The organism is Streptomyces sp. NPDC054794 (assembly GCF_053611585.1).
The window spans coordinates 1-23474 of record NZ_JBSHAQ010000015.1; the positions used below are offsets into that span (position 1 = coordinate 1).

Below are 23474 nucleotides of genomic sequence, written 5' to 3' on the forward strand. Positions count from 1 at the left end.
GTCGGGGGGTGCCGCCGGGGCCTGGGGGTCTTCAGGGCTCCCCCGCGGGGGCCCAACTACGGTGCCGGACGGCGTTCATCGCCGTCCGGCACCGCATCTTTTCGTTCTCAGGCGCTGAGGGCGTCGGCCAGTCCCGCGCGACCGGTGATGCCCAGCTTCCGGTAGGTGCGGCTCAAGTGCAGTTCCACGGTGCGCAGTTCCACGAACAGCTCCTCGGCGATCGCCCTGTTCGTCCGGCCCTGCGCGGCCAGCAGGGCGACGCGCCGCTCGGCCTGGGTCAGCGCCGCCGCGCCCTGAACGCCCTTCGCGCCCTGGGGTGCGGGACGGTAGCCGCTGTCGAGCAGTTCCTCCTCGGCCTCCCGGACGATGGCCGTCGCCCCGCACCGCTGGGCGACCTTCAGGGCCTGCTGCAGGTGAGTGCGGGCCGCGTCCGGCGCCCCTTGCCGAACGAGCGACATGCCGCAGTCCAGGAGGGCCTGCGCGTAGGCGTGCCGGCAGTTCGTCGTCTCCAGGAGCGCCACCGCCTCACCGAGCAGCCGGGTGCCTTCGTCGCCGCCGGCGATGACTCCCGCCGCGCGCAGAGCGGATCCGATCGTCTCGGGCACCCCCCAGGCGCGAGCCAGCCGGAGTTCCTCGTCGGCGAGCCGACGTGCCTGCTCGTGCTCGCCCAGCAGGGCGTGTGTCAACGCGGCTTCCGAGCGCCACGGCATGATGGCCGGGTGTCCCATAGCACGGGCGCAGGATCGTTCCCCGCTGTCCAGGAAGTCGGCGAGCGCCTGACGGAGCCGCCCCTGCGCGCGTCGTACCCTGCCGCGCACCAGGGTCGTGAAGTCGTTCGCCCACAGTGGTGACAGAGCCCCGTTGAGGCCCTTTTGCTCCAGCAGTCGGTCGGCGTCGTCGGCATGTCCCTGCTTGACCAGGGCATCGGCCGCCATCGCCACGCCGTGGTTCGCTTGCGTGTGCGCGCCCACGCTGCGCAGTGCCTCCCCCGCCGTGCGGGCGTCACGGAGGCAGTCGTCCACGTTGCCGAGGCGGTAGTGCGCTCCTGCCCTGAGCGTGTGCACGTATCCCCGTGCGAGTCCGGAGCCCTTGCCCCGCTGCCGCTCCATGCTGGCCTCGACGCGGGAGAGGGCGACTTCCGGACGGCCGGCCACTGCCAGGGCCAGCACCGCGCTGGTGTACACGTAGGACTGGTCGTCCCTCGGTGTCACGCCGTGCGCCAGGGCCCGCTGTGCGTGGGCGACGGCGAGCCGGGCCGTGCCGCCGGTCATGATTTCCCGCAGTGCGAGCAGGGCTTCCAGGGCCTGCTCGGAAGCGCCTCCCGGGGCTGGTGAGGTGCTGAGCTCCTGGAGACGGTCCAGTACCGGCGTCTCGAATGAGCCTTGCATGATCTGGGCGTAGAGCAGGTCGACTTCGGCCCGCAGGGCGTGGTCGGGATCGAGAGGCCGGAGGTGATCGATGGTGTCGCGGAGTACGTCGATGCCCTCGGGCCACCGGTTGAGGGCGAAGAGGGTCGCGGCGAGCGACCGGGCGGCGCGTGCGTGGGCCTGGGGTGGGAGCCTCAGCTGGAGACTGCAGCGAAGGCTGCGGACGGCCGTGCGGGCACACCGTTCCAGCTCGGCTTCCCCGAGCGAGACGAGGATCGACGCGCGGACGTCGTCCTGCAGCGGCTCGCGCAGCGCCCGTCGCAGGCAGGCGATGCTGCTGTCGCTGTCGTGTCCCTTGACCTCTTCGGCGGCCCGCAGCAGTGCTTCGGTGACCCACTGCTCTCCCTGGCAGCCGCGCAGCAGATGCGGGGTGAGCGAGTCCCAGGGCGCACCGGTGTCCAGCAGGAAGCGAGCGGCCCTGGTGTGTAGCTCCCGCCGTGTGCTGGGCGGTACCTCGTTGGCGACCGCGGTGGCCAGCGCGGGGGCGGGGAAGCGCGGTCCGTGCGGGGTGTGCACCAGGATGCCGAGGCGGTCCAGTGTGTGCACCGCGTCCTCGACGGCGCCCTCGTCGAGTGCGGTCACCCGGGCGAGGAGGGGCAAGGAGGGCTGGTCGGACAGGACCGCGACGGCGAGAACGGTGCTGCGGACCTCCTCGCCGTGCGTGGCGATGTCGGCCAGCACGGCCCGTCCCAGTTCCCGGGGTACGTGTTCCGGGATCCGGGCGGCCGTGAAGCCGTCGGGGGCGATTCCGGAAGCCCGCACCGAACCCAGTACACCCTGCACGACGGAGGGGATGCCCGCGGTGGCCTCCCAGCAGGCACGAACGAAGGCGGGCTCCGGGTCGGTGCCCAGCTCCCGCGCCGCCATGACGCGCACCTCGTCCGCGCCGAACGGGGTCAGGGTCAGCTGATGGTCGAAGCGGGGGAGCAGCTCACCGATCACTTCGCGGCCCGGGGCGGCGCCGGCGTTCGGCACCAGTGCGGCGATGACGGCGGGCCGTGACCCCGGCGGGCGCAGCAGGAGACGGCCCAGCCGGCGCAACGAGGCACTGTCACCGAGGTGGAGGTCGTCGATCACGAGGACGGCAGGGCTCTCGCCGGAGGAGCACAGGCGCTCCTCCGCGCGCACCAGGTCCTCCGCGTCCGTGAGGACGGAGGAGCCGTCCCAGGAGGCGAACATGCGACGGATCAGGTCGAACTCACGGTCCTCGGGGTCACCTGCCGCACGCAGTACCCGCACCCCGCGATCCGCCGCTCCTTCGGCGAAAGCGCGAAGGAGCGCCGTTTTTCCGAACCCTCTGTCACCCCGCACAAGCATCTTATTGCCGTGCGCGGGCAAGGATATGAGTTCATCCAGGGCCGTGAGTTCTTGCTGTCTTCCTGTCAACACGGTTGTTCATTATGGAGGGTCCATCGGCGACATCGGTACGGACCTGGTCCGCCGGAGTGTCGTGGGACCGAAGTGTTGCAATGCTTCGGTGGGCCGGCGGTGTCCACGACCCGGCTTCCGTGGTGAAATCCACCTGCCGCAGCGGCGGGCCGATACACAGGGATTTCACGCCTGTACTGACTGTCACCGGGGCTGCCGTCCGCTGGCTCAGGTGCTGGTGAAGGACATACGGGGGAGCTACAGGTGGACGAGAAGAATGCCACCGCATATTGCGCCGGAGCGTGGACTCTTGCGGGGTCGGTGATATTCACCGGGTTGGTCATGGGGGGGCGTGCACGGCTCCGAAACCCTGCTGTCCTTCGCTATTCCGGCCATAGGCGCATTCATTGGCGCCTGTATGGTCACACACAGTTTCAGGCGGTGACTCCACCGAGTGTATACGCATCGTGACAGCCCTTCGAATTCTGTACAGGTCGACGCCGAACGAGCGTTGTCGGAGCGCGGCCTGACGGAGCGTCGAATCGACATGGTGTGCACATACCGTCCATCGGTGCGACGCTGCGTCCATTGCCCACGGCGGCCGGGACCCGGCACAGTGCCGACAGGCGCGAGACGGCCGAACACGACGCGGGGACCCGTCACCGTGCCCGGCGCGGGCCGCAGTCCCGCAGGAGCCCATCCGAACAGCTTGAGCCCGCCCAACGGCAGGACACGATCGCGGGCCGATGACGCGGCCTCCTGGACGACCACATGAAACTTCCCGCCGTGACCAAGCGACCGCGACACGCCACCGGGCGAGCCACCGGCCGCGCCTCGCGGAAGATCACAACCACGGACGTGATCCTGTCGGCCCTGGCGGTCGGCTACGCCCTGCTGGTCTACTTCACGGTCGACACGGACCCGGACGTCCCCGGCGCACGGCCGTACCTGGACTGGCTCTCCATCGCCTGGGTGAGCTCCGACGTCGTGGCCGGAGCCGCGATCCTGACGCGGCGCAGGTGGCCGGTCCTCCTGGCGCTGGCCGCCACGGCGGGCCGCTTCGTCACCGGATCCGTCATGACCGTCCCCATCGCCTTCTACACACTCATCTCCCAGCGCCGCTACGCGTGGGCCGTGGCCGCTGCCGTGGGCGTGTGCGCCTCCTTCGTCTGCGACTTCATGGAGATGCTGTGCACCGAATCCGGTATCGGCTGGCCTTTGGCGGTCATCCACGGGTTCGAGGAGATGGTGATACGGCAGATGATGCCCTTCGTCGTCGTTCCCGCGCTGGTGGCGGTCACCGTGCGGGAGCACCGGCAGCGCATCTACAGCCTCCGTACGCACGCGGCACAGCTGCAGCGCGAGCAGGAACTCGTCGCCCAGAACGCCGTACTGACCGAACGGTCCCGCATCGCCAGGGAGATGCACGACTCCGTCACCCACTACGTCGGGTTGATCATTCTGAGGGCCGGGGTCCTGGAGGTCACCGCCGGCCGCGAGCCCGCCACCGGACAGACCGCGCAGCTCATCGGTGAACTGGGCCGCCGCGCGATGCAGGAGCTGCGGGACCTGCTGCAGGTGCTGCGCGCCGACGCGACGGGACCGCGCCCGGCACTGAGCCGGGCGGGGGAGGAACCTTTCGAACCGGACCTGGCCCGGCTCCTGGGCACCGCCCAGGAAGCCGGGATGCGCGTGTCCTGGCGCGTGGACCCACGGATCGAGGAGTGCGATCCGTCCCTGCGTCAAGGTCTCTACCGCATCGTGCAAGAGGCCCTGTCCAACGCCGGCCGCCACGCGCCCGGCGCCGAGGTCGATGTCGCGGCGACCGCGGAGGGAGAGGTCCTGAAGCTGACGGTGCGCAATGGCCGCGCCGAGCGGACGGACGGCCACCCTTCGGCCACCGGCAGCGGGGGGCTGGGCCTCAGGGGCATGCGCGAGCGGGCGCGGAGCCTGGGGGGAGAGGTGACGACCACGAGCACGCCGCAGGGAGACTTTCTGGTGCAGGCGCTCATTCCACTGCGGCGCCTCTCCGGCGCGGGCCACCCCTGAGGCCGCCGTCCGCTCACGGTTGCCGTACTGCCGTGGGCGGTTGGGTCACGAGCGCGGGCTCGGGCCGCAGGGCGGCCAGGAGCATCGAGGGTGCCAGGAGGGAATGCAGCGGCTCGGACAGCGACAGCACGGAGCGAAACGCGCGGCCGACCTCCGGATCGTGCGCCGCGTGCCGCTGGATCCGTCGCAGGTACCTGCCCAGACACCGCTCCGCCGCGGTCCGTGTCGCCGCGTTCCCGACGGCTCCCGGCATTTGCTTGTCCGCGCCGGCCGAGATCGTCCAGGGCTGCTCGTACACCTTGGCCAGAGCCCGCTGGATCCGTCGATGGTCGAGGGCACCATCGGTGTTCCACAGCGTGTCGCGCAGGGCGACGGCCGCGAGCGCCGCCGCCGCCACTCCCTGCCCGTACACCGGGTTGAAGGTGCACAGCGCGTCGCCGACGGCCAGGAATCCGGCCGGCATCCGGGAGTTCTCGTAGCGACGGCGCAGGTTCGCGGTGTGCCGGAAGCCGAACACCGATGAACACGGTTCAGCCGAGCGGAGCCACTCATGGACCAGCGGATGAGGAAGCCGCCGGGCGAACTCCTCGAAACCGGCAGGGTCCACAGGAGGCTCGTGGCCCCGCATGCCCGTCAGGGCCACCAGATGCTCGCCGTGCTCCAGCGGCAGGACGAGCGCACCCGTGGGCTGCTGAGGGCCGGGGATCAGATAACAGGCCGGGGCACCGCCCGGGCCCGTACCGAGAGGACTGCAGTACAGACGGGAGGCATAGGCGAGCCCGGTGTCCACAAGCTCCTCGCCCGCGGGCTCCACGCCGACCCCGCGCAGCCACCCGGCCGCCTTCGAGGACCTTCCCGAGGCATCGACGACGAGGTCCGCCTCGATGCGCGACCGGTTCGTACGGGGCACGCCGGGTACGCCGGACCGGCGCAGCGTGACGCCGTAGATCCGGTCGTCGTCGCCCAGCAGACCGGTGACCTCGCCCTCCACGACATGGATCGAGGGATGGGCGAGCACCCGGGTGCGGATGAGCGACTCCAGTTGCGCACGTGAGCCGGTGTGGATGTCCGTCGTGGCGGGCAACCGGGACGTCCAGCCGCCGTCCTGCCACTGCAACAGGTCCGACGGCAGACCCAGGCAAGGAGCGCCCGCCGCCCGCAACTCCCGCGTCATTCCGGGCAGCAGCGACTCCAGAGCGTCCCTGCCCGCCTTGAGCAGGACGTGGGGATGGCGGTCGTGCGGCACACCCGGACGGGACACGGAGTCCCGCGGGAGCCGGTCACGCTCCACGACCGTCACGTTGTCGGCGTACGCCGCGAGCACATACGCGCTCAGCAGCCCCGCCGGGCCTGCGCCGACCACCACGACATGCCGCGGTCGCGTCGTTGAACTGCCGGTTGGCACCACACTTCTCCATCGAACGAGTCGTACGAAGGCGTACGACGGCGTACGAGGGCGCCGTCCCGCCGGGACGACGCCCTCACTTTCCATCGGGTTGTCTGCGGGGAGGGCACCGGCCACGGGCCCTCCCCGGCGGCCTGTTCGGCCCCGCCGCCTATTCGCAGAAGGTTCCGCGCGAGGGAACGATGTCCCGCAGCAGGTAGTCGTCCACCAGCCGGGTCACGCAGGCGTTGCCGGTCGCGTAGGCACCGTGGCCCTCACCCCGCACACCGATCTCCACCCCGACGTCCTTGCCCAGGGCTCGTGTCAGACGCTGCGCGTTGGCGAAGGGGGTGGCGGGATCGCCCGTGGCCCCGACCACGAGCACCGGATCGGCACCGGGCGCCCTTACGTTCAGCCGTTCGGACTTGCCGCGCACCGGCCAGTCGGTGCAGGCCCCCATCGTCCACGCGACGTACTCGCCGAACACCGGCGAGGCGGCGCGGAACTTCGGCAGGAGCTCGGTGATCCGCTCGTCGCTGACACGTTCAACGGTGTCGGAACAGGTGACAGCGGAATTCGCCGCCTGGCGGGTGCTGTAACGCCCCTTAGCGTCACGCTCGTTGTACAGGTCGGACAGGGCGAGCAGAATGTCGCCGCGGCCGAGCCGGATGGCCTGGTCCAGCCCCTTGGTCAGGACTGCCCACAACTGCTCGCTGTACAGGGCCGTGGCGATGCCCAGTGTTGCCTGATCCGCCGTCAGCTTCCGGCCGCTCGACGTCGGCAGGCCCCCCGCGTCCAGTGCGCGCAGCCAGCTCGCGAGCACGCGGTTGCCGGCGGTGACCGATTGGCCCGTCGGGCAGTCCTTGCTCGTCGAACACCTCTTCATCCAGTGGTTCAGCGCGAGTTGGAAGCCCTTGGTCTGCTGCAGATCTGCCGCGATCCGCCCGAGAGCGGGATCCACCGCTCCGTCGAGGACGATGCGGCCGACCTTGTCGGGGAAGAGATGGGCGTACTCGGCCCCCAGCAGCGTGCCGTAGGAGATGCCGAAGTACGAGGTCTTCCTGTCACCGAGCACCTCACGCATCAGATCGATGTCACGCGCGGAGCTCTCGGTGTCCACGTGGGGCAGGACGTCCGCGGAGTTCTTCTGGCATGCCGCCGCGTACCGCTTCCTCTGGCCCGCGTTGTACGCCCGCTCCTCGGTCGTGTCCGGTGTGGTGTCCCGGGCGAAGTAGCGGTCGAGTTCAGCCCCGTTGAGACACTTGATGCCTTGACTTGCGCCGACACCGCGGGGATCGAAGCCGACCAGGTCGTAGCTGTGGTGCAGCCGGTCGAACTCCTCCGCGACGGACGGCATGAGGCTGACCCCGGAAGCGCCGGGGCCCCCGAAGTTGAAGATCAGCGAACCGAGGCGCCTGTCGTGGTCGAGGGCCTTGGTACGCACCAGAGCCAGACCGATCTTCCGGCCCTGCGGGTGGGCCCAGTCGAGGGGCGTCTGGAGCGTGGCGCACTCCCATCGCGCCCCAGGTGCCCGCCCCGGGCCCTGGGAGGGCGCGGGGTCGGGACATGTGTGCCACCGCAATTGCTGGCCCGTCAGGGACTTCGGCGGCGGGGCCGGCTTCGCGGCAGCGGCACCGTCTTGTGCGCCGCTGCACCCAGGCACGGCGAGGACCAGCAAACCGAGGGCGGCGCAGGAGAGGCGCCGCTGCCATGCGGGCCGCGAACGGGGGAGAGGGGCGGAGGGGGACGGAGCGCGGAGCTTCATGAGGTGTGGATGTGCCTTTGGTGGATCGCGGACGGTGGAGCCCATCCCGAGCGGCGGCGTCAGTACCGGTGGCACTCGCACGGCCGACTGAGGGCTCCTCATATCGAACTAGGTGTCTTCGGCAGCTTCCACCGAAGGTTGCTAAGTGTTCGGTCGCGTGCAGGGGTAGCGCGCGAACGCGGATGGTCCGCACCGAACGGCGCGAATGCAGTCCATTGTCGTACGAGTTCCATGAACCGGTACGCCCTATGGTTTCGGTAAGGCATCTCGGTAGTTCGGGTAAAGATTTCGGTAGGCTGTCCAGGAAACCCCGAATCACTCCTCGTCGCATCCTTGACCTGCAATTCTTCGTCGCCCGGCACCGAAGTCGCACGCGTCCGACCACCACCTTCTCTCGGCGCGGATGCAAAAGAGGCCCAGTGGGAGTTGAGTGCCTGGCCCGGACGGCACGTACACGAGATCGCCCAGCAGATCGATCTTCCGGTCGGTCCCCGCGGGAAACCTCGACCAGGTTGACATCCGCCGCGGAATGCGAAGAAGGTGTCGGCCGGAAAAGCTCGGCAATTCCGCCCGAAAAGCATGCAGTTCAAGCTTTCGCGGGCTCGAAATCACCCCCTCTTCATTCGTGACGATCGAGATAAGGATCAGTATGTCCCGCAAGCGAACCGCGACACGGAAGAAGAAGCTCGTCTGGCTCATCGCCGGCGCCGGCCTGGTCACCGGCGGCTTCGCCGCGGCGACCGGTGCCGGCTTCGCGTCCCAGACGGGCGTGGCGGCCGACGGCTCCCCGGCGCCCGTCGAACGCACCTTCCGCGCCTCCGTGATCTCCGGCGTGCAGATCTACGCCTGCACCCAACAGGCCGACGGCACCTTCGCCTTCACCCAGCGCGGTGTCCGCGCCACCCTCCAGGGCGGCATCCAGCACTCGTTCGTCAATCCGAACTCCGGACCGCCGCAGTGGGTCGCCCGGGACGGAAGCGCCGTGACCGGCACGGTCACCAGCAAGACGCCGCGGGGTCCGGGCAACATCCCGGAACTGGAGCTGACGGCCACACAGTCCGGCCGGACCACCGGCAAGCTGGCCGAAGTGGTGAAGATCCGCCGTCTGAACACCAGCGGCGGGGCCGCACCGACCGGCCCCTGCGACCCTGTGAAGACCCCCACCACGGAGGTGCCGTACCGGGCCGACTACGAATTCGTCAGCCTGTGTCGACAGACACCGACGCCGGCGTCGCCTCGGGGACGCAGTCAAGCGGCCTGAGTATGCGGACGCCTGATCCAAAGAGGTAAGGCGCACAACGTCGCCCCTCGCAGCTCAACTGAACTGCGAGGGGCGACGAGTTGTGGAATCGGGAGTTGAGAATCGGCAATCGGTAGCGAAATCGGTAACCCCGCGTATTACCTTGGATCGTCGCTGGTCCACGGGTAGTCGAAGCAATCGGGCCGTATCCCCCAGAGGGCGAGAACGTTCGCCAGCGCAGCCTCGTCTCTTGCCGAGGCGACACGCACCCGCACAGCTCCGATGTCGTAGTCAAAGCCGTCGACGCGGTCAGCGTCGTACTCGGCCTGCGCCGGCCGGACGGCGTCCGCCTCTCCTGCCGCGACTGGGGCGGTTCGGGGCCGCCCGTGGTCCTCGCCGGGTTCGCCGCCTCCTCGGCCACGGTGGCGGCCTTCACCGCCGGGGCGGGACTCGGCCTGCTCTGGCTCACCGCCCTCACCGTCCGCCTGGCCAACCCGGCCCTCACCATACGGCCGTAGGTCCCCGCTTCACTGCCCGCACGGCACACACATGACACCACGCACCACAACGCACCGACCGACAGGAGACTCACCATGACCGCACCGGTGAAGGGCCCGGCCGGCTACTTCCCTTCGATCGAGGAGAAGTACGGACGGCCGATATCGGAGTGGAAGGAGCTCATCCGCGCCTCGCAGCTCACCAAGCACATGGAACTCGTGGCCTGGCTCAAGACCGAACACGGTCTGGGCCACGGCCACGCCAACGCCCTCGTAGCGCACACCTCGGCCGAAGACGCGAAGCAGTAGCCGTCGAGTTGCGACCGAACAGACCTGCGGCCTCCGGTGATCACACGGGAGGCCGCAGTGTTCGTGGCGCTACGTCAGGCGGCGGCCGACGGCTGATGGCTGCCGTAGGGGCGGGTGATGATCTCCATGCCGTGTCCTGCCGGATCCATGAAGTACAGCCCCCGGCCGCCGTGGTGGTGGTTGATCTCGCCCGGCTGCTTCAGGTGCGGATCGGCGTAGTACCTGATCCCGGCCTGCCTGATCCGGGCGAAGGCGGCGTCGAACTCCTCGTCGGAGACGAGGAACGCGTAGTGCTGCATGACGATCGACTCCACCGGGATGTTGGCGAAGTCCAAGGTGACCCCGTTGCCGGTGGCGACCGGAATGAACGGCCCCCACTCGGCCCCGACCTCGAGTCCCAGGACATGGGCCAGGAACTCGGCGGACTCCCGGTTGTCCCGGGCGTGAACGATGGTGTGATTCAACTCGACTGACATGTGTGGAATGCCTCCGTAAGGCAACCTCACGGGCACCTCCATGCCTCACCCGGCCGGTGACCGACACGCGATGCCGTTCGACGATCTTAACGGTCCGCATGGCTGCCGCCGGCCTGAGCCTGGATGGGAGATCGGGGCCCGGGACCGTTCCAGGGGACGGTGACCGGCACCGTACGGCTGTGGCTCGGCAGGTGTCGGAGCAGATGCGTGGGTGATGCACCTCTCATGTAGTTCATTATTCAACCTCTTGCTTGGAAACTTCTTCTTTGCAAGATTGGTTGGTGTGAGCGTCCTGCCCGGGGACGGACCAACCACCCCGGCGCGACACCCAAGGAGGCCGTGATGTCGGCATCCAAGAACCGAATGCAGGGACTGCTCGGCCGGCTGTTCGGGCGGCCCGCCGCCAAGCACGCCAGGCGTGGATCCCTGCCTGTACCAGCAGAAACAGAGGAAACCGTCATGTTCAACATCGCCAACGTCAAGGCTGCTCCCAGCCCGGACCTGCTGACTCCCGACAACGCCGTGATGCTGTTCGTCGACCACCAGCCGCAGATGTTCTTCGGGACCGGCAGTGGCGACCGCACCGCGATCATCAATGCCACCGTGGGCCTGGCGAAGGCCGCCAAGGCGTTCAGCGTCCCCGTGGTGCTGACCACCGTGGCCGCCGAGTCGTTCTCCGGCCCGCTCCTGCCGCAGCTGGCCGAGGTCTTCCCGGGCGAGGAGATCATCGACCGCACCACGATGAACGCCTGGGAGGACAGCGCGGTCGTCGAGGCGATCAAGGCCACCGGCCGACGGAAGATCGTCATCTCGGGTCTGTGGACCGAGGTGTGCCTCGTACTTCCCGTGCTGTCCGCGCTCGGACAGGGCTACGAGGTGTACGTGGTCGCCGACGCCTCCGGCGGTGTCACTCCGCAGGCCCACGAGCACGCCATCGAGCGGATGGGCAGGGCCGGCGCGGTGCCGGTGACGTGGATCCAGGTGCTGCTTGAGCTGCAGCGCGACTGGGCCCGTGCCGAGACGTACCTGCCCGTCATGGAGATCGTCAAGGAGCACGGCGGCGCCTACGGTCTCGGTGTCGTCTACGCCCAGTCCGTCATCGGCGCCCACGCTGCGGGCTGATTGCCGGGCGCCGGCCCGAGGGCACCACTCCCGGAGCCGGCGCCGGCCCGCTGTCATGGGCAGCGAGGCAGCGCCTGGTCGGCCCGGGGCCGGCCAGGCGACTCAGGGCACAGGCCCACGTCCGCAGGCGCGAGCAATCCGAACCGGATACGGGCCGTGACCGAAGGAAACGACAGTGAACCACCCTCATTCCTCCGCGCCCGGCGCGCCGGGCGGTCGTGAGCCGCTGCTGCCGGCTCTGATGACCGTGACGGCCGTGAGTGGCCTCATCGACGCGATCAGCTATCTGGGGCTGGGGCATGTCTTCACCGCGAACATGACCGGCAACGTCGTCATCATCGGCTTCGCCGCCGCCGGGGTCCCCGGCTTCTCGGTGCTCGGCTCGCTGGTGTCGCTGGCCGCCTTCCTGCTCGGAGCGGGGATCGCCGGCCGACTGGGGGCCGTACTGAGCCGTCGTCCGTCGTCGTACCGGCTGCGTCGGATCCTCCTGCTGGAAATGGTGCTGCTGGCCGCGGCCACCGCCGTCGCCTTCACCGCGAACCAGGCGGTCCACGTGCTCATCGCCCTGATCGCCCTGGCCATGGGCCTGCGCAACGGGACGGTCCGCAAGCTCGCCGTGCCGGATGTGACCACGACGGTGCTGACACTCACGTTGACCGGACTGGCATCCGACTCGACTCTCGCGGGCGGTACCAATCCGCGTGCTGGGCGCCGACTGGCCTCGGTACTGGCCATGCTGGCCGGCGCGTTCGCCGGAGCCCTGCTCGTACAGCACACCGGGCTCGGCTGGCCTCTGCTGGCCAGCACCTGCGGTACCGCTGCCGCCGCCCTGGCCGTGCCGCGCGGCTCACCCGCCGGCTGACGCAAGCCCCGGTCCCATCCCCATTCCCATTCCCATCCCTATCCTCCATCGCTCATCCCCCCACTGCGGCCCCCGCAGCCGCTTCACCCCCCCCACACGGCTTCTGAGTACTCCCTGCCTTTGGGAGTTCTGAGCACCCCCATTGGAGATGATCGCCATGGCCACTATGCCCGTGGTCGGCCTGCCCGCTGTCAGCGACGACCACGTCGCCGACCTCGTGGTCCGCAACGCCAAGATCTACCCCGGCGACCCGATGCGCCCGCAGGCCAGTGCCGTCGCCATCAAGGACGGCAAGGTCACCGTGGTCGGCGACGACAAGGACGTCGCCCCGCTGGTCAGCGCGCGGACCCGGGTGGTCGACGCGCTCGGCCGCCGGGTCATCCCCGGCCTGAACGACTCTCATCTGCACGTGATCCGCGGCGGCTTGAACTACGTCCTGGAACTGCGCTGGGACGGCGTGCCCACGCTGCGCCAGGCGCTGGCGATGCTGCGCGAGCAGGCCGCCCGTACTCCCAAGGGGCAGTGGGTCAGGGTGGTCGGCGGTTGGTCGGCGGACCAGTTCGCCGAGAAGCGTCTGCCGACCCTGGCCGAACTGAACGCGGCCGCGCCGGACACGCCGGTGTTCGTGCTGCACCTGTACCAGTCCGCCCTGATGAACCGCGCGGCGCTGAAGGCGGCCGGCTACACCAAGGCCACCCCCGACCCCAAAGGCGGGCAGATCGTGCGCGGCCGCGACGGCGAGCCGACCGGCATGTTGCTGGCCGCCCCCAGCGCGCTGATCCTGTACTCCACCCTCGCCGCGGCCCCCACCCTGCAGGGCGAGGACCTGAAGACCTCCACCCGGCACTTCCTTCGCGAGCTGAACCGGTTCGGCCTCACCTCGGCCATCGACGCGGCCGGGGGCTTCCAGAACTTCCCCGACAACTACGGCACCGTCATCGACCTCGCCCAGGCCGGTCAGCTGTCGCTGCGCATCGCCTACCACCTTTTCCCGCAGACGGCGGGACAGGAGATCGACGACCTCAAGCGCTGGATCGGCATGGTCCGGCCCGGGGGCGGCGACGAATGGCTCCGGCTCAACGGCGCCGGGGAGAACCTGACCTGGTCGGCAGCCGACTTCGAGAACTTCACCGAGCCCCGGCCCGAACTGGCCGCCGGCTACGAGGGGGACTTCGAGGCGGCCGTACGGCTGCTGATGGAGAACGGCTGGGGCTTCCGCCTGCACGCCACCTACGACGAGACGATCCGCCGCGACCTCGCGGTCTTCGAGAAGCTCGCCGCCGAGGGCCTCTTCCCGGCCGGCAACCGCTGGCTGTTCGACCACGCGGAGACCGTCTCCGCGGACAGCCTGGACCGTGTCGCCGCGCTCGGCGGCGCCATGTCGGTCCAGAACCGGATGTCCTTCCAGGGCGAGGCATTCGTACGCCGCTACGGCGCCGGGGCCGCGGCAGAGGCACCGCCGGTGCGCGCCATGCTGGAGCGCGGCCTGATCGTCGGCGCCGGTACGGACGCCACCCGGGTCTCCTCCTACAACCCGTGGGTAGCGCTGCACTGGCTGGTCTCCGGCCGGACCATCGGTGACCTGACGATCCACCCGCCGGAGAACCGCGTCGGCCGCGAGACCGCACTGACCATGTACACCCGGGCCGGCGCCCAACTCACCGGAGAGCAGGACGTCAAGGGCGTCCTCAAGCCGGGCTTCTACGGCGACCTCGCCGTCCTGTCCGACGACTTCTTCACCGTCCCCGAGCAGGACATCCCGCACATCGAGTCCCTCCTCACCGTTACCGGCGGCCGCATCGTCTACGCCGCCGCCGAGTACGAGGGCCTGGACGAGGCGATACCCGCGATCAGCCCGGCATGGAGCCCGGTCGCCCACTACGGGGGCTATCAGGCCACCGTCAAGCCCAGCATCTCGGGCGCGCGACAGGCCGAACTGCTCGGCCAGGCAGTCGCCGAGTCCGAACAGCACCGGCACTGGCGCGCCCGGCGCGGCTTCGCCCCCGAGGCACCGACCGAGATCTTCGACACCTGCTTCGTGCTGTAACGCACGGCGGTTCACCGCTACCGCACCATCCACCCACGCACGAGGAGAGTGTGATGAACACCGGACTGCTCATCCTGCGGCTGGCCGTCGGCCTGCTGTTCGTCGGGCATGGGATCCAGAAGGTCAGCCACCGCCTCGGAGGACACGGGATCGAGGGCGGGGCGGCGGAGTTCGAAGCGGACGGGTTCCGCGGCGGCCGGCTCACCGCGGCCGCCGCGGGAGGCGGCCAGATCGCCGCGGGGCTGCTGCTCTGCGCCGGAGCGCTCACCCCCTTGGCGGCCGCCATCGCAGGCGGAGTCATGACGGTCGCGGTCACGGTGAAGTGGCGCAACGGCCTATGGGTGCAGGACAACGGCTACGAGTACCCGCTCGTCCTGATGATCCTGCCGGCCGTGCTGACGCTCACCGGACCCGGCCGCTGGTCGGTCGATCAGGCGATCGGCCTGCTTCCCTGGGCCCCGGGGTGGACGGCCGCAGCCGTCGCCCTCGGCGTCTGCAGCGGGCTGATGACCCGCCTCCTCCTTGGACGGCCGGTCCCTCGGCACTGAAGCGACCAGGAACATTCGCGCCGCCCGGGCGTTAGGACTGCCATGGAGCGCGAAACGAGGGGCCGCAAGGGCGCGGAGCCAACACCCCCCGCCGACGGCGGTGACGGCCGGGGTGCCGACCAGAGCGCCGATCGTGAACTGCTCGACGGGTGGATGCAGGTCATGGAGGGATTCCGCGCCACACAGGAGGCCCTCGTGAGCGAACTGGCCGAGCGCCACAACCTCGGCGAGGGTGCCGCCGGCACCCTGGTGCGCCTGCTCACCGCCCCCGACCACCGGATGCCGATGACACGCCTGGCACAAGAGGCACGTATGTCGAGCGGTGGGTTCACCAAGGTCGCGGACCGGCTCTGCACCGCAGGTCTGACCCGGCGTACGGCCTGCGAGGACGACCGGCGCCTCACCTACCTCGAACTGACCGACCAGGGCAAGGGCACGGCCCGCGCCATCTCCGGGACGGTGACGCAGGTACTGCGCACCCGAGTCCTCACCCCCCTCGGACGCGGCGGGTTCGGCAGACTCACCACCGCCATGCGCAAGCTGCGGGACGCCGGCGAGGAACTCGACAAGTGACGCCGCGTCGGGCTACGCGGAAGCCACGACCTCTCCTGCCATGACCTCCGGAGGATTGGGCAGCAAGGACGCCAGTTGCTCCCGTACGAAGTCCGTGGCCCTCGCGACCGACTCCTCGGCGCCGGCCCGGTCCTCGAAGACGCTGGTCGAGACCATGACGCCGTCTCCGGCATCGACCCAGTAGTACGCCACGAAGCCGGGGATCTGGCGCATGAGGGGCACGAACCCCTCCTTGACCAAACGCCCTGCCTCGACCGTATCGGTCACCCCGGCATACCGCCGTACAGCTACATACACGCCCGATCACCTCGTACGCTCGGATCCTTCTCTGCCAGGACGCCCTACCCCCTACGACAGCCGCCCGGACCACGGGACGGGCCAACGTCACCGCAACGGCCGCCCACGACAGCCCGAAGGGCGGCTCGCGGCCCGGACAGGCACGCCGCCAACCGGCGGGATCTCCGTGTCCGTCGGCCGGCGATGGCTCCCGAGGGGGTACGCATCACGCGGGGGTATGCGACGAGCGGAGCGCACGTGATCCGGGTACTGGTGGTCGATGACGAAGCCTTGATCCGTACGGGTTTCACGCACATCCTGAACGCGGCGGACGACATCGAGGTCGTCGCGGCGGTAGCGGGCGACCAGGCCGTCCGCACGGTGCGGGAGCTGCAGCCGGACGTCGTCCTGCTCGACATCCGGATGCCGGACGTGGACGGGCTCACCATCCTGGCCGAGCTCCGGCGCATGGCGCAGGCTCCGGTGGTCGCCGTGCTCACCACGTTCGACACCGACGAATACGTGGCGACGGCCCTGCGCTCGGGCGCCGCCGGGTTCCTGCTCAAGGACACCGACCCCGAACAGCTTCCCCACCTGGTGCGCATGCTGGCCGAGGGCGGGACCGTCCTGTCGTCCAAGGTCACCCGCAGGGTGGTGGACGGCTTCCTCGACAACGGTGGGCGTGAGCCCGGCGCCGTCCGCCTCGCCGCCCGGCTGACCGAGCGTGAGCGTGCCGTGCTCGTCCTCATGGCCGAAGGGCTCGCCAACAACGACATCGGCGAACGGCTGCACCTGAGCACCGGCACCGTGAAAGGCCATGTCACCAACGTGCTCGGCAAACTGCAGGTCAGCAGCCGAGTCCAGGCGGTTCTGGTCGCCGAACGCGCGGGCCTGCTCACCACACAGCAGGACGAGGGGGCCCGGTGAGGCTCCGACAGCATCCGGATCTGCTGGTCGACGTCGGCCTCGTCGCGGCCGCGCTGGCGGACGCCTGGGCGCACGTTTCGATCGAGGACCAACCGGCCGCCACCTGCGCGCTGGTCGGCTCCCTTGCCCTCATGCTGCGTCGGCGACTGCCCCTGACGACCTTCCTCCTCACGCTCCCCACCGCCCTGGTCACCGACGCGGTGGTCGCCCCCATGGCCGCGCTCTACACGCTCTCCTTCCTCAGCCGCCACCGCTTCCTGCTGGCAGGCTGCGCCCTGATCTACGCGGTCAGCGACTTCATGCCCTGGCCGTGGTCGTCCATGGACGCGGCCGAGTTGGGCCAGACGAACAACCTGTTCCACCTCAGCTACACCCTGGCCGTCGCGGCCGCTCCCGTATTCCTCGGGCAACTCGTGCAGGCCCGGCGCGAACTCTCCCTGCGGCTCGCCGACATCTCCGAGGCCCGCGAGCACGAGCGGCTGCTCACCGCCCAGAGCGTTCTGGCGAAGGAGCGCGCCCAACTCGCCCGGGAGATGCACGACGTGGTCTCCCACCAGGTCAGTCTCATCGCCGTACAGGCCGGAGTGCTGCAGGTGGGCAGCCAGGACGCCGAAACACGGCAGGCCGCGGCGACGATCCGCCGCCTCAGCGTGCAAACCCTGGACGAACTGCGGCACATGGTCAATGTGCTGCGAGCCTCCGGCAGCAGCCCCACGGAGCTCACCCCCCAGCCGTCCCTCGCCGACCTGCGGCGTCTGGTCGACGCCAGCGGCATCGAGGCGAAGCTGGAGACCGACCTCCCCGACGAGCTTCCGCCCACGGTCCAGCGAGCCGTCTACCGCACCGTCCAGGAGGCGCTCACCAACGTCCGTAAACACGCTCCCGGCGCCACGGCAACGGTCCGCATCAACCACCGGGGCGACGCCCTCTACACCACCATCACCAACACCGCCCCGACCCGACAGGCATTCGCCCTGCCGAGCGCCCACCACGGCCTGGTCGGCCTGGCCCAACGGGCCGAGCTCCTCGGTGGCACCGTCACGTCCGGCCCCACGGCCGAAGGCGGCTACGAGCTCTGCCTGGAACTGCCCGTCGGACGGAATCGGTGAACTGAACCGGTGACGGAGCCGCTGAACTGAACCGGTGAACGGAGTCGGTCAACAGGACCACTGAACGGGACCGCTGAGCGGAATCGGTCAGCGCCCCTGCCGGCACGACCCCACGCACCGGGCCTCAGCCGTCCGTGCCCTGGGCGTCCCCCGCGTGCTGCCCGTGCGGCGTTCGGTCGCCGTGGCTCCGGCCCGTGTCGGGAGAGCCGCCCATCATGCGCAGCATGGCCGGCCCTCCGGTCCGCAGGAACCGCACCAGGAGCACGGCGGCGAGGATGAGGAAGGCGATGTTGAGCCAGGTGGTGTAGTTCCATCGGACGCCTTCCATGGGGAGCTCGGCGTCGGCCTGGTCGGGGATCAGGCCGAGCGCGCCGAAGACGAACTCCACGGTGTATCCCGCGACGACCATCGCGACGTAGAAGGTGCCGAGGAGGAAGGCGGCCATCCTCGCGCCGTAGTACTTCCGGTAGATGTTGAGGATCGGCAGGATCAGCAGGTCGGCGAAGATGAAGGCGACCACGCCACCGAAGCTGATGCCCCCCTTCCACAGCACCACCGCAAGCGGCACGTTCCCGATGGAGCACACGAACGAGGCGATCGCCACCAGCGGGCCGATGAGGGGCCCCCACAGCTTGGCGGCGAGCGCGTGCCCCTCGAAGAAGAAGGCACCCCAGAACGAGTCCGGGACCCAGGCGGCGATGGCGCCGGCGATGAGCAGGCCGGCGACCAGGTCGCGCAGGATCGCCGCCCATTCCATGACGAACACGTGACTGACGGAGGTGAAGCCCTCCCGCGAGAACAGCCGCCGGGCGAAGGAGCCTTCGCGTCGCACGGACATGTCCATCGCGGCATGACCCTCCATCGACCCGGCACGGCCCTGCTGCGCCTGTTCGCGCGCCTGGCGCAGGAGCTTCTCGCGCAGGAACAGCCGGAACAGGACGGCCAGCATGATGATCATGACGGGGCCGCCGACGAACTCGGCGGCGGTGAACTGCCAGCCCATCAGCAGCGCCAGGATGACGCCGAGCTCGACGACGAGGTTGGTGGAGGCGATCTCGAAGGCCATCGCGGCGGTGAGGTTCGCGCCCTTGCGGAACAGCGAGCGGGCCAGCGCCACCGCGGCGTAGGAGCAGGAAGAGGACGCCACGCCCAGGCCCGCCGAGACAGCGAGGGTGCGGGGCCGGTCGTCACCGAGCAGGGACACGACGGTGGACTTGCGGACCACGGCCTGGACGACGGCGGACAGGGTGAAACCCAGGATCAGGGCCCAGGTGATCTCCCAGGTCATGGACGCGGTGATCGACAGTGCGTGCAGTACGGCGTGCATCTGTGAAGCCTTACCCGCGGGATGCTGCGTACGGCCGGGGACACGCCCGTGTCGGGGAGCCGTCCGGTCGGCCGGGGCGCGGGGCGCCGCCGCTGGGGGCGGCGCCCCGCACCTGATCAGCCGACGTGCAGGGTCAGGGCGGCGGTGTGGAGCTTGCCACCGGTCCGGAACTGCAGGAACAGCCGCCAGTTGCCGGAGGTGGGCAGTTCGGCCTGGAAGTTCAGCTCCGGGCCACCGTGATCGCCGGTCACGTCGGTGGTGGGGTGGAGGTGGGCGAACGCGGCGTCGCCTTCATGGAAAGCCGTCAGGTGCGCGTAGGTGTCCAGGTAGGGCTCCAGGTCGGTGACGGGCTTGCCGTCCTTGGCGACCGAGACGGTCAGCGGGTGCGCCATCCCCGCCATGAGCTGCCCCTTGAGAGTGACGGTGTACCCGTCGACCCGCGTGCTGCCGGCGGGGGCCGGCAGCGAGGTCTTCCGGGCGTCGCCGGGCACGGTGAGGGTGCGCGACAGCACGAAGTCCTTGCCCTTGCCGGCCCCGGTGGCGGGCGTGAAGGAGGTGAACATCCGCCAGGAGCCCGGGTGGAGCGAGGCCAGGTCGGCACTCCAGGTGCCGTCCGCGGCCGGGGTGGGGTGGATGTGCTGGAAGCCGGTCAGGTCGGAGCGGATGGCGTAGAAGTGCATCCGCTTGGTCTGGTCGACGGCGAAGTCGGTGACCGGCCTGCCGTCCGGCCCCGTGACCGTGAACCGGTAGGCGGCCTGCTCGCCCGACGGCAGGGTGGCGTCCTTGGAGGTCAGCCGGTAGCCGTCCTGCGTGTCCGACAGTCCGTTGCCGTCGGCCATGTGGGCCATGCCGGGCATGGAGTCCATCGCGTGCGATGCGGTGGGCGAGGGCGAGGGCGACGCGGAGGCCTTGGCGCCGTGGTCCATCCCCGGCATGCCCGAGGAGTCGCCGGAGGAGGCGCAGGCGGCCAGCGTCAGGGCGAGGACGGTTGCGACGCCGGCGGTCGCGAGGGTGCGGCCGTGCGCGGTGAGGCGGGTGGGGGAGGTGCGGGAAGTGGAGGTCATCGACCTGGTGTCTTTCGGGGTGGGCGCACCACACCGGTGGTGCGCGGAGACGAACAGGGCACGGTTCCGGTTCCGGTCTGGGCCTGGATCCGGCGCGTCCTGTCACGTCCGCGCGGTGCACACCTGGAGCAGGAGTTGTCGTCCGCAGGCCGGTGGCCCGCGCCGGCCCGTGGTGTCGGCCGCCGCTGCCCGTAGTCGGCTCAGCACCCACAGGGCGGCGACTCCCGCACCTGCTACGGCGAGCAGACCGGGGGCGGGCAGGGGGCTCCGCTCGTGGGCCGGGGTCGAGACGCACAGCGTCCCGGCAGTCCCGGAGGTGTCGGCGGCCGGGACGGCGGGGCCAAAGGTGTGCGCGGTCGACGCGCCTGTGGTGACCCCGGCGGGATCGTGGCCGTCGGTCATCGGCGCGGCCGCCATCAGGGGTGCGGCGCCGTGGCAGCCCTCCGCGGCCGTGGCGGGAGCGCCATGCATGAGGAACAGGCCGAGCAGCACCGCGCACACCGCCGACAGCCGGGCGATGCCGCGCCTGCCTGTCCTGATGCTCTCCACGGTGCTGCCCCTTCTCACTCAGTGCCCGCCTGCCGGGCCGACCATACCCGGGGAGGGTATCTGATACTCGTCCTCGGCGCACGGTCGGCCCCATGGGCCGGCTTGGCCGGGTGGCCGTACCGCGTCGGCCGGTCGGCGGGGTGGCTCCGGACACCTGACGGATATGGCGGCGGGAGGCTTTCGCTGACTCTGGACGTCATGAGCCACGAGGTGGTGGTGGTCGTTTCAACCAGTGCCGGGGGCGCTTGCCCGGCCCCACGCTCGGCTTCGACAGACGGTTGAACAGCGTCCGCCTCGTGGTCTCGGACCATCCGGAGTCAGCGGTGCCAAGGAGGAGGTCGGTCGTATGACGATCCGCCTGACGTTTCTGTGTGCGCCCGGCGGTGACGCCACCCTGGATCCGCTCCTCGGCGACGCTCCCCTGAGTGAACACAGCCTGCATATGGCACGCGCCGCGGGAGCGGGCCTCGCTCCCCAGGTGTTCGCCGTCCGGGCCCCCTCTGTCCGCTGCTCGCAGACCGCGGACGCCATCGGCCTGATGGCACTGCCCGAGCCTGCGCTGCGCGATCTCGACCTCGGCACATGGTGCGGCCGCACCATCGACGACATCGTCGCGACCGAGCCCGACGGGTTCACTGCCTGGCTCACGGATCCGGATGCCGCACCACACGAGGGCGAGTCCGTACGACAGCTCTGCCGCCGGACAGCGGACTGGCTGAGCGGTCTGGCGCCCGACACGGGCCACGCGGTGGCGATCACCGAGGCGGCTGTCGTCCGGGCCGCGCTCATCCACGCTCTGGCCGTACCGGCGAGAGCCTTCTGGCACATCGCCGTGCCGCCCCTGTCGGCGGTCTCCCTCACCGGGGAAGGCGGCTGCTGGGACGTACGGCCCGGCACCGTCACTCCCCAGGAGGGCCAGCGATGGTTCCTCTCGCGCTCGGCGACGCTCGTCCGCCCGCGCCGGCCCAGCTGGACGGAGGGAACCACACCCGCTCCACGGTGTGTGGGCCGGCGGAACACGGGATGGGAAACGGGCTGAGTGTCCAACGCCGCGACCGGCCGGGGCGTGCCCCGGCCGGTCGCGGTGGATACCTGGGTGCAGGAATCCGCAGGAAAGCCCGTGTCAGTTGTTGACGCAGGCGTTGCCGAGCGTGGGGTTCAGCAGGGCGATGATGTTGATGCTGTTGCCGCACAGGTTGATCGGGACGTCCACCGGGATCTGGATGACATTTCCGGAAAGGACGCCGGGGCTGCCGATCGCCGTGCCGACGGTCGGATCGGGGTCGGCCTGGGCGGCTGTGGCGCCGAAGAGTGTCACAGTGCCCGCCAGAGCGGCTGCCGCAGCGATGGAACGCATCCGCATGATTCTGCCTCCGGTGATTCGTGTTGCTGGGACTTGTTCAGCTCATCGGCCAGAACGGCCCGGAGCCGCGCGTTGTTGACCCGATTGCGCCGAATTCCGCTCGTGCCAGTGATGTGTGAGGCGTCCAGGTATAAGTGCCGCTCCTGGCGGCCGTCTGCCCTGACGGCCTTCGAAGCAGGGTGTCCAGCACGGCCGTGCCCTCACGATCGACCGACGACCGCGTTCCCCGCCGGCGCACCCACCGGGTGGATCGTGGCTGCCGGGCGCCGGGGCGCGAGCGAGGTCAGGGCCACGCCGCCGACCAGCAGGACCGCCGCGCACCAGCGCAGTCCGCTCACCGGTTCGCCCAGGAAGAAGGCCGCCGACGACATCCCGAAGACCGGGACCAGCAGGGAGAAGGGGGCCACCGTGGACGCGGGGTGGCGTCGCAGCAGCCAACCCCAGGCGCCGAAGCCGAAGACGGTCGTGATCCAGGCGACGTAGAGGACCGTGCCGGCGCCCTGCCAGTCGAGGGTGCGCAGCGCCGCCAGGTCGCGCGAGGGGCCCTCCGTCAGCAGCGACAGGGCCAGCAGCGGGAGTACCGGGACCGTGCTCACCCAGACCATGAAGTTCAGCGCGTCCGGCGGGGCCGCCTTGCGGGTCAGGACGTTGGAGGCGCCCCAGCACGCCGCGGCCGCGACGCACAGCGCGAACGCGCCGAGCGGACCGGACGCGCCCTCGTCCACCGCCGCGACCGCGATCCCGGCCAGGGCCACCCCCATGCCCAACACGCCCGTCCGCGAGGGACGTTCCCCCAGGGCGGCGAAAGCGAACAGGGCCGTGAACACCGCCTGTATCTGCAGGACCAGGGAGGACAGACCGGCCGGCATCCCGTTGTCCATCGCCACGAACAGCAGCCCGAACTTGGCCACGCCCAGGACCAGCCCGACCCCCATGATCCACTTCCAGGCGACCGTGGGGCGGCCGACCAGGAGCACGGCGGGAACCGCGGCCGCGAGGAAGCGCAGGGCGGAGAAGAGCAGGGGCGGGAAATGGTCGAGGCCGATCTCGATGACGGTGAAGTTGACGCCCCAGACGGCGGCGACGAGGACGGCGAGAGCCAGGTGTGCGGGGCGCATGCGTCGAGGATCACCCGCGGGGACCATGAAGCACCAGCGATGATTGCTGCATGGTTGGATGAAGCAACGCTAAT

22 protein-coding genes are annotated in these 23474 nt (G+C 70.1%); 12 read left to right on the forward strand and 10 right to left on the reverse strand.

The features are described from left to right. Positions 1-107: 107 nt before the first annotated feature. Positions 108-2816 carry a LuxR C-terminal-related transcriptional regulator gene (locus ACWGKT_RS17565; RefSeq protein WP_453274339.1) on the reverse strand — a complete coding sequence of 903 codons (2709 nt, stop codon included), beginning with the start codon at positions 2814-2816 and terminating at the stop codon, positions 108-110. Between the two features lie 765 nt (positions 2817-3581). Here ACWGKT_RS17565 and ACWGKT_RS17570 point away from each other — a divergent pair. After that, positions 3582-4844 carry a sensor histidine kinase gene (locus ACWGKT_RS17570; RefSeq protein ID WP_453274340.1) on the forward strand — a complete coding sequence of 421 codons (1263 nt, stop codon included), beginning with the start codon at positions 3582-3584 and terminating at the stop codon, positions 4842-4844. Positions 4845-4857: 13 nt separating this feature from the next. On the opposite strand, the gene ACWGKT_RS17575 is transcribed toward ACWGKT_RS17570, so the two are convergent. Both ACWGKT_RS17575 and ACWGKT_RS17580 read right to left on the reverse strand, forming a co-directional pair. Further along, positions 4858-6210 carry an FAD-dependent oxidoreductase gene (locus ACWGKT_RS17575; protein WP_453274341.1) on the reverse strand — a complete coding sequence of 451 codons (1353 nt, stop codon included), beginning with the start codon at positions 6208-6210 and terminating at the stop codon, positions 4858-4860. Between the two features lie 190 nt (positions 6211-6400). Continuing rightward, positions 6401-7672, reverse strand: coding sequence for an alpha/beta hydrolase (locus ACWGKT_RS17580; RefSeq protein WP_453274342.1), 1272 nt, complete (start codon positions 7670-7672; stop codon positions 6401-6403). 970 nt (positions 7673-8642) lie between these two features. On the opposite strand from ACWGKT_RS17580, the gene ACWGKT_RS17585 reads away from it, so the two are divergent. The 3 genes from ACWGKT_RS17585 (at position 8643) to ACWGKT_RS17595 (ending at position 10039) form a co-directional block, all read left to right on the forward strand. Then, positions 8643-9254: a DUF3455 domain-containing protein gene (locus ACWGKT_RS17585; RefSeq protein WP_453274343.1), complete on the forward strand. Its 612-nt coding sequence runs from the start codon at positions 8643-8645 to the stop codon at positions 9252-9254. Positions 9255-9619: 365 nt separating this feature from the next. Further along, entirely contained in the window at positions 9620-9751 is a 132-nt protein-coding gene (locus tag ACWGKT_RS17590; RefSeq protein ID WP_453274344.1) for a hypothetical protein, read from the forward strand. A 75-nt stretch (positions 9752-9826) separates the two neighbouring features. Further along, positions 9827-10039 carry a DUF4287 domain-containing protein gene (locus ACWGKT_RS17595; RefSeq protein ID WP_453274345.1) on the forward strand — a complete coding sequence of 71 codons (213 nt, stop codon included), beginning with the start codon at positions 9827-9829 and terminating at the stop codon, positions 10037-10039. Positions 10040-10113: 74 nt separating this feature from the next. Here the strand turns inward: ACWGKT_RS17595 and ACWGKT_RS17600 are convergent, their stop codons facing one another. Next, positions 10114-10515 (reverse strand): VOC family protein, encoded by a 402-nt coding sequence (locus ACWGKT_RS17600; RefSeq protein ID WP_453274346.1) that lies wholly within the window; start codon positions 10513-10515, stop codon positions 10114-10116. Between the two features lie 459 nt (positions 10516-10974). Here ACWGKT_RS17600 and ACWGKT_RS17605 point away from each other — a divergent pair, with 459 nt between their 5' ends. The 5 genes from ACWGKT_RS17605 to ACWGKT_RS17625 all read left to right on the forward strand — a co-directional run bounded on the left by ACWGKT_RS17605 (position 10975) and on the right by ACWGKT_RS17625 (position 15667). Continuing rightward, the gene (locus tag ACWGKT_RS17605) at positions 10975-11637 is read left to right on the forward strand and encodes a hydrolase (protein ID WP_235454864.1); all 663 of its coding nucleotides are present in this window, start codon (positions 10975-10977) and stop codon (positions 11635-11637) included. A gap of 175 nt (positions 11638-11812) precedes the next feature. Further along, complete coding sequence (locus ACWGKT_RS17610; RefSeq protein WP_453274347.1) at positions 11813-12499, forward strand: YoaK family protein; 687 nt, start codon at positions 11813-11815, stop codon at positions 12497-12499. A 157-nt stretch (positions 12500-12656) separates the two neighbouring features. Further along, positions 12657-14546 (forward strand): amidohydrolase, encoded by a 1890-nt coding sequence (locus ACWGKT_RS17615; protein WP_453274348.1) that lies wholly within the window; start codon positions 12657-12659, stop codon positions 14544-14546. A 53-nt stretch (positions 14547-14599) separates the two neighbouring features. Next, a complete protein-coding gene (locus ACWGKT_RS17620) occupies positions 14600-15094 on the forward strand; it encodes a DoxX family protein (protein ID WP_453274349.1) in 495 nt (164 codons plus the stop codon). Positions 15095-15136: 42 nt separating this feature from the next. After that, on the forward strand, positions 15137-15667 hold the full coding sequence (locus tag ACWGKT_RS17625; RefSeq protein ID WP_453274350.1) for a MarR family winged helix-turn-helix transcriptional regulator: 531 nt from the start codon (positions 15137-15139) through the stop codon (positions 15665-15667). Positions 15668-15679: 12 nt separating this feature from the next. Here the strand turns inward: ACWGKT_RS17625 and ACWGKT_RS17630 are convergent, their stop codons facing one another. Next, positions 15680-15880 carry a hypothetical protein gene (locus ACWGKT_RS17630; protein WP_356153035.1) on the reverse strand — a complete coding sequence of 67 codons (201 nt, stop codon included), beginning with the start codon at positions 15878-15880 and terminating at the stop codon, positions 15680-15682. A gap of 321 nt (positions 15881-16201) precedes the next feature. On the opposite strand from ACWGKT_RS17630, the gene ACWGKT_RS17635 reads away from it, so the two are divergent. After that, positions 16202-16870 (forward strand): response regulator, encoded by a 669-nt coding sequence (locus ACWGKT_RS17635; RefSeq protein ID WP_453274351.1) that lies wholly within the window; start codon positions 16202-16204, stop codon positions 16868-16870. Beyond that, positions 16867-17979 (forward strand): sensor histidine kinase, encoded by a 1113-nt coding sequence (locus ACWGKT_RS17640; RefSeq protein ID WP_453274352.1) that lies wholly within the window; start codon positions 16867-16869, stop codon positions 17977-17979. Before ACWGKT_RS17635 ends, ACWGKT_RS17640 begins: the two co-directional genes overlap by 4 nt. 124 nt (positions 17980-18103) lie before the next feature. Here the strand turns inward: ACWGKT_RS17640 and ACWGKT_RS17645 are convergent, their stop codons facing one another. The 3 genes from ACWGKT_RS17645 to ACWGKT_RS17655 form a co-directional block, all read right to left on the reverse strand. Next, positions 18104-19306: a permease gene (locus ACWGKT_RS17645; RefSeq protein ID WP_453274353.1), complete on the reverse strand. Its 1203-nt coding sequence runs from the start codon at positions 19304-19306 to the stop codon at positions 18104-18106. Between the two features lie 116 nt (positions 19307-19422). Beyond that, on the reverse strand, positions 19423-20370 hold the full coding sequence (locus tag ACWGKT_RS17650) for a hypothetical protein (protein ID WP_453274354.1): 948 nt from the start codon (positions 20368-20370) through the stop codon (positions 19423-19425). 102 nt (positions 20371-20472) lie between these two features. Next, a complete protein-coding gene (locus ACWGKT_RS17655) occupies positions 20473-20919 on the reverse strand; it encodes a hypothetical protein (RefSeq protein WP_453274355.1) in 447 nt (148 codons plus the stop codon). A gap of 346 nt (positions 20920-21265) precedes the next feature. Between ACWGKT_RS17655 and ACWGKT_RS17660 the strand changes: the two genes are divergently transcribed. Further along, positions 21266-21958: a histidine phosphatase family protein gene (locus ACWGKT_RS17660; protein ID WP_453274356.1), complete on the forward strand. Its 693-nt coding sequence runs from the start codon at positions 21266-21268 to the stop codon at positions 21956-21958. Between the two features lie 84 nt (positions 21959-22042). Here ACWGKT_RS17660 and ACWGKT_RS17665 read toward each other — a convergent pair whose 3' ends face one another. Together ACWGKT_RS17665 and ACWGKT_RS17670 are read right to left on the reverse strand one after the other, a co-directional pair. Beyond that, positions 22043-22276: a chaplin gene (locus tag ACWGKT_RS17665; RefSeq protein ID WP_453274357.1), complete on the reverse strand. Its 234-nt coding sequence runs from the start codon at positions 22274-22276 to the stop codon at positions 22043-22045. A gap of 206 nt (positions 22277-22482) precedes the next feature. Further along, positions 22483-23400 (reverse strand): EamA family transporter, encoded by a 918-nt coding sequence (locus ACWGKT_RS17670; RefSeq protein ID WP_453274358.1) that lies wholly within the window; start codon positions 23398-23400, stop codon positions 22483-22485. Between the last annotated feature and the right edge of the window lie 74 nt (positions 23401-23474).

Excerpts from the sequence above, each read along its gene's own strand:
- ACWGKT_RS17585 (WP_453274343.1), top strand. The coding sequence starts at position 8,643 with ATGTCCCGCAAGCGAACCGCGACACGGAAGAAGAAGCTCGTCTGGCTC.
- ACWGKT_RS17595 (WP_453274345.1), top strand. The coding sequence starts at position 9,827 with ATGACCGCACCGGTGAAGGGCCCGGCCGGCTACTTCCCTTCGATCGAG.
- ACWGKT_RS17600 (WP_453274346.1), bottom strand. The coding sequence starts at position 10,515 with ATGTCAGTCGAGTTGAATCACACCATCGTTCACGCCCGGGACAACCGG.
- ACWGKT_RS17605 (WP_235454864.1), top strand. The coding sequence starts at position 10,975 with ATGTTCAACATCGCCAACGTCAAGGCTGCTCCCAGCCCGGACCTGCTG.
- ACWGKT_RS17615 (WP_453274348.1), top strand. The coding sequence starts at position 12,657 with ATGGCCACTATGCCCGTGGTCGGCCTGCCCGCTGTCAGCGACGACCAC.
- ACWGKT_RS17620 (WP_453274349.1), top strand. The coding sequence starts at position 14,600 with ATGAACACCGGACTGCTCATCCTGCGGCTGGCCGTCGGCCTGCTGTTC.
- ACWGKT_RS17625 (WP_453274350.1), top strand. The coding sequence starts at position 15,137 with ATGGAGCGCGAAACGAGGGGCCGCAAGGGCGCGGAGCCAACACCCCCC.
- ACWGKT_RS17630 (WP_356153035.1), bottom strand. The coding sequence starts at position 15,880 with ATGCGCCAGATCCCCGGCTTCGTGGCGTACTACTGGGTCGATGCCGGA.
- ACWGKT_RS17645 (WP_453274353.1), bottom strand. The coding sequence starts at position 19,306 with ATGCACGCCGTACTGCACGCACTGTCGATCACCGCGTCCATGACCTGG.
- ACWGKT_RS17650 (WP_453274354.1), bottom strand. The coding sequence starts at position 20,370 with ATGACCTCCACTTCCCGCACCTCCCCCACCCGCCTCACCGCGCACGGC.
- ACWGKT_RS17660 (WP_453274356.1), top strand. The coding sequence starts at position 21,266 with ATGACGATCCGCCTGACGTTTCTGTGTGCGCCCGGCGGTGACGCCACC.
- ACWGKT_RS17665 (WP_453274357.1), bottom strand. The coding sequence starts at position 22,276 with ATGCGTTCCATCGCTGCGGCAGCCGCTCTGGCGGGCACTGTGACACTC.
- ACWGKT_RS17670 (WP_453274358.1), bottom strand. The coding sequence starts at position 23,400 with ATGCGCCCCGCACACCTGGCTCTCGCCGTCCTCGTCGCCGCCGTCTGG.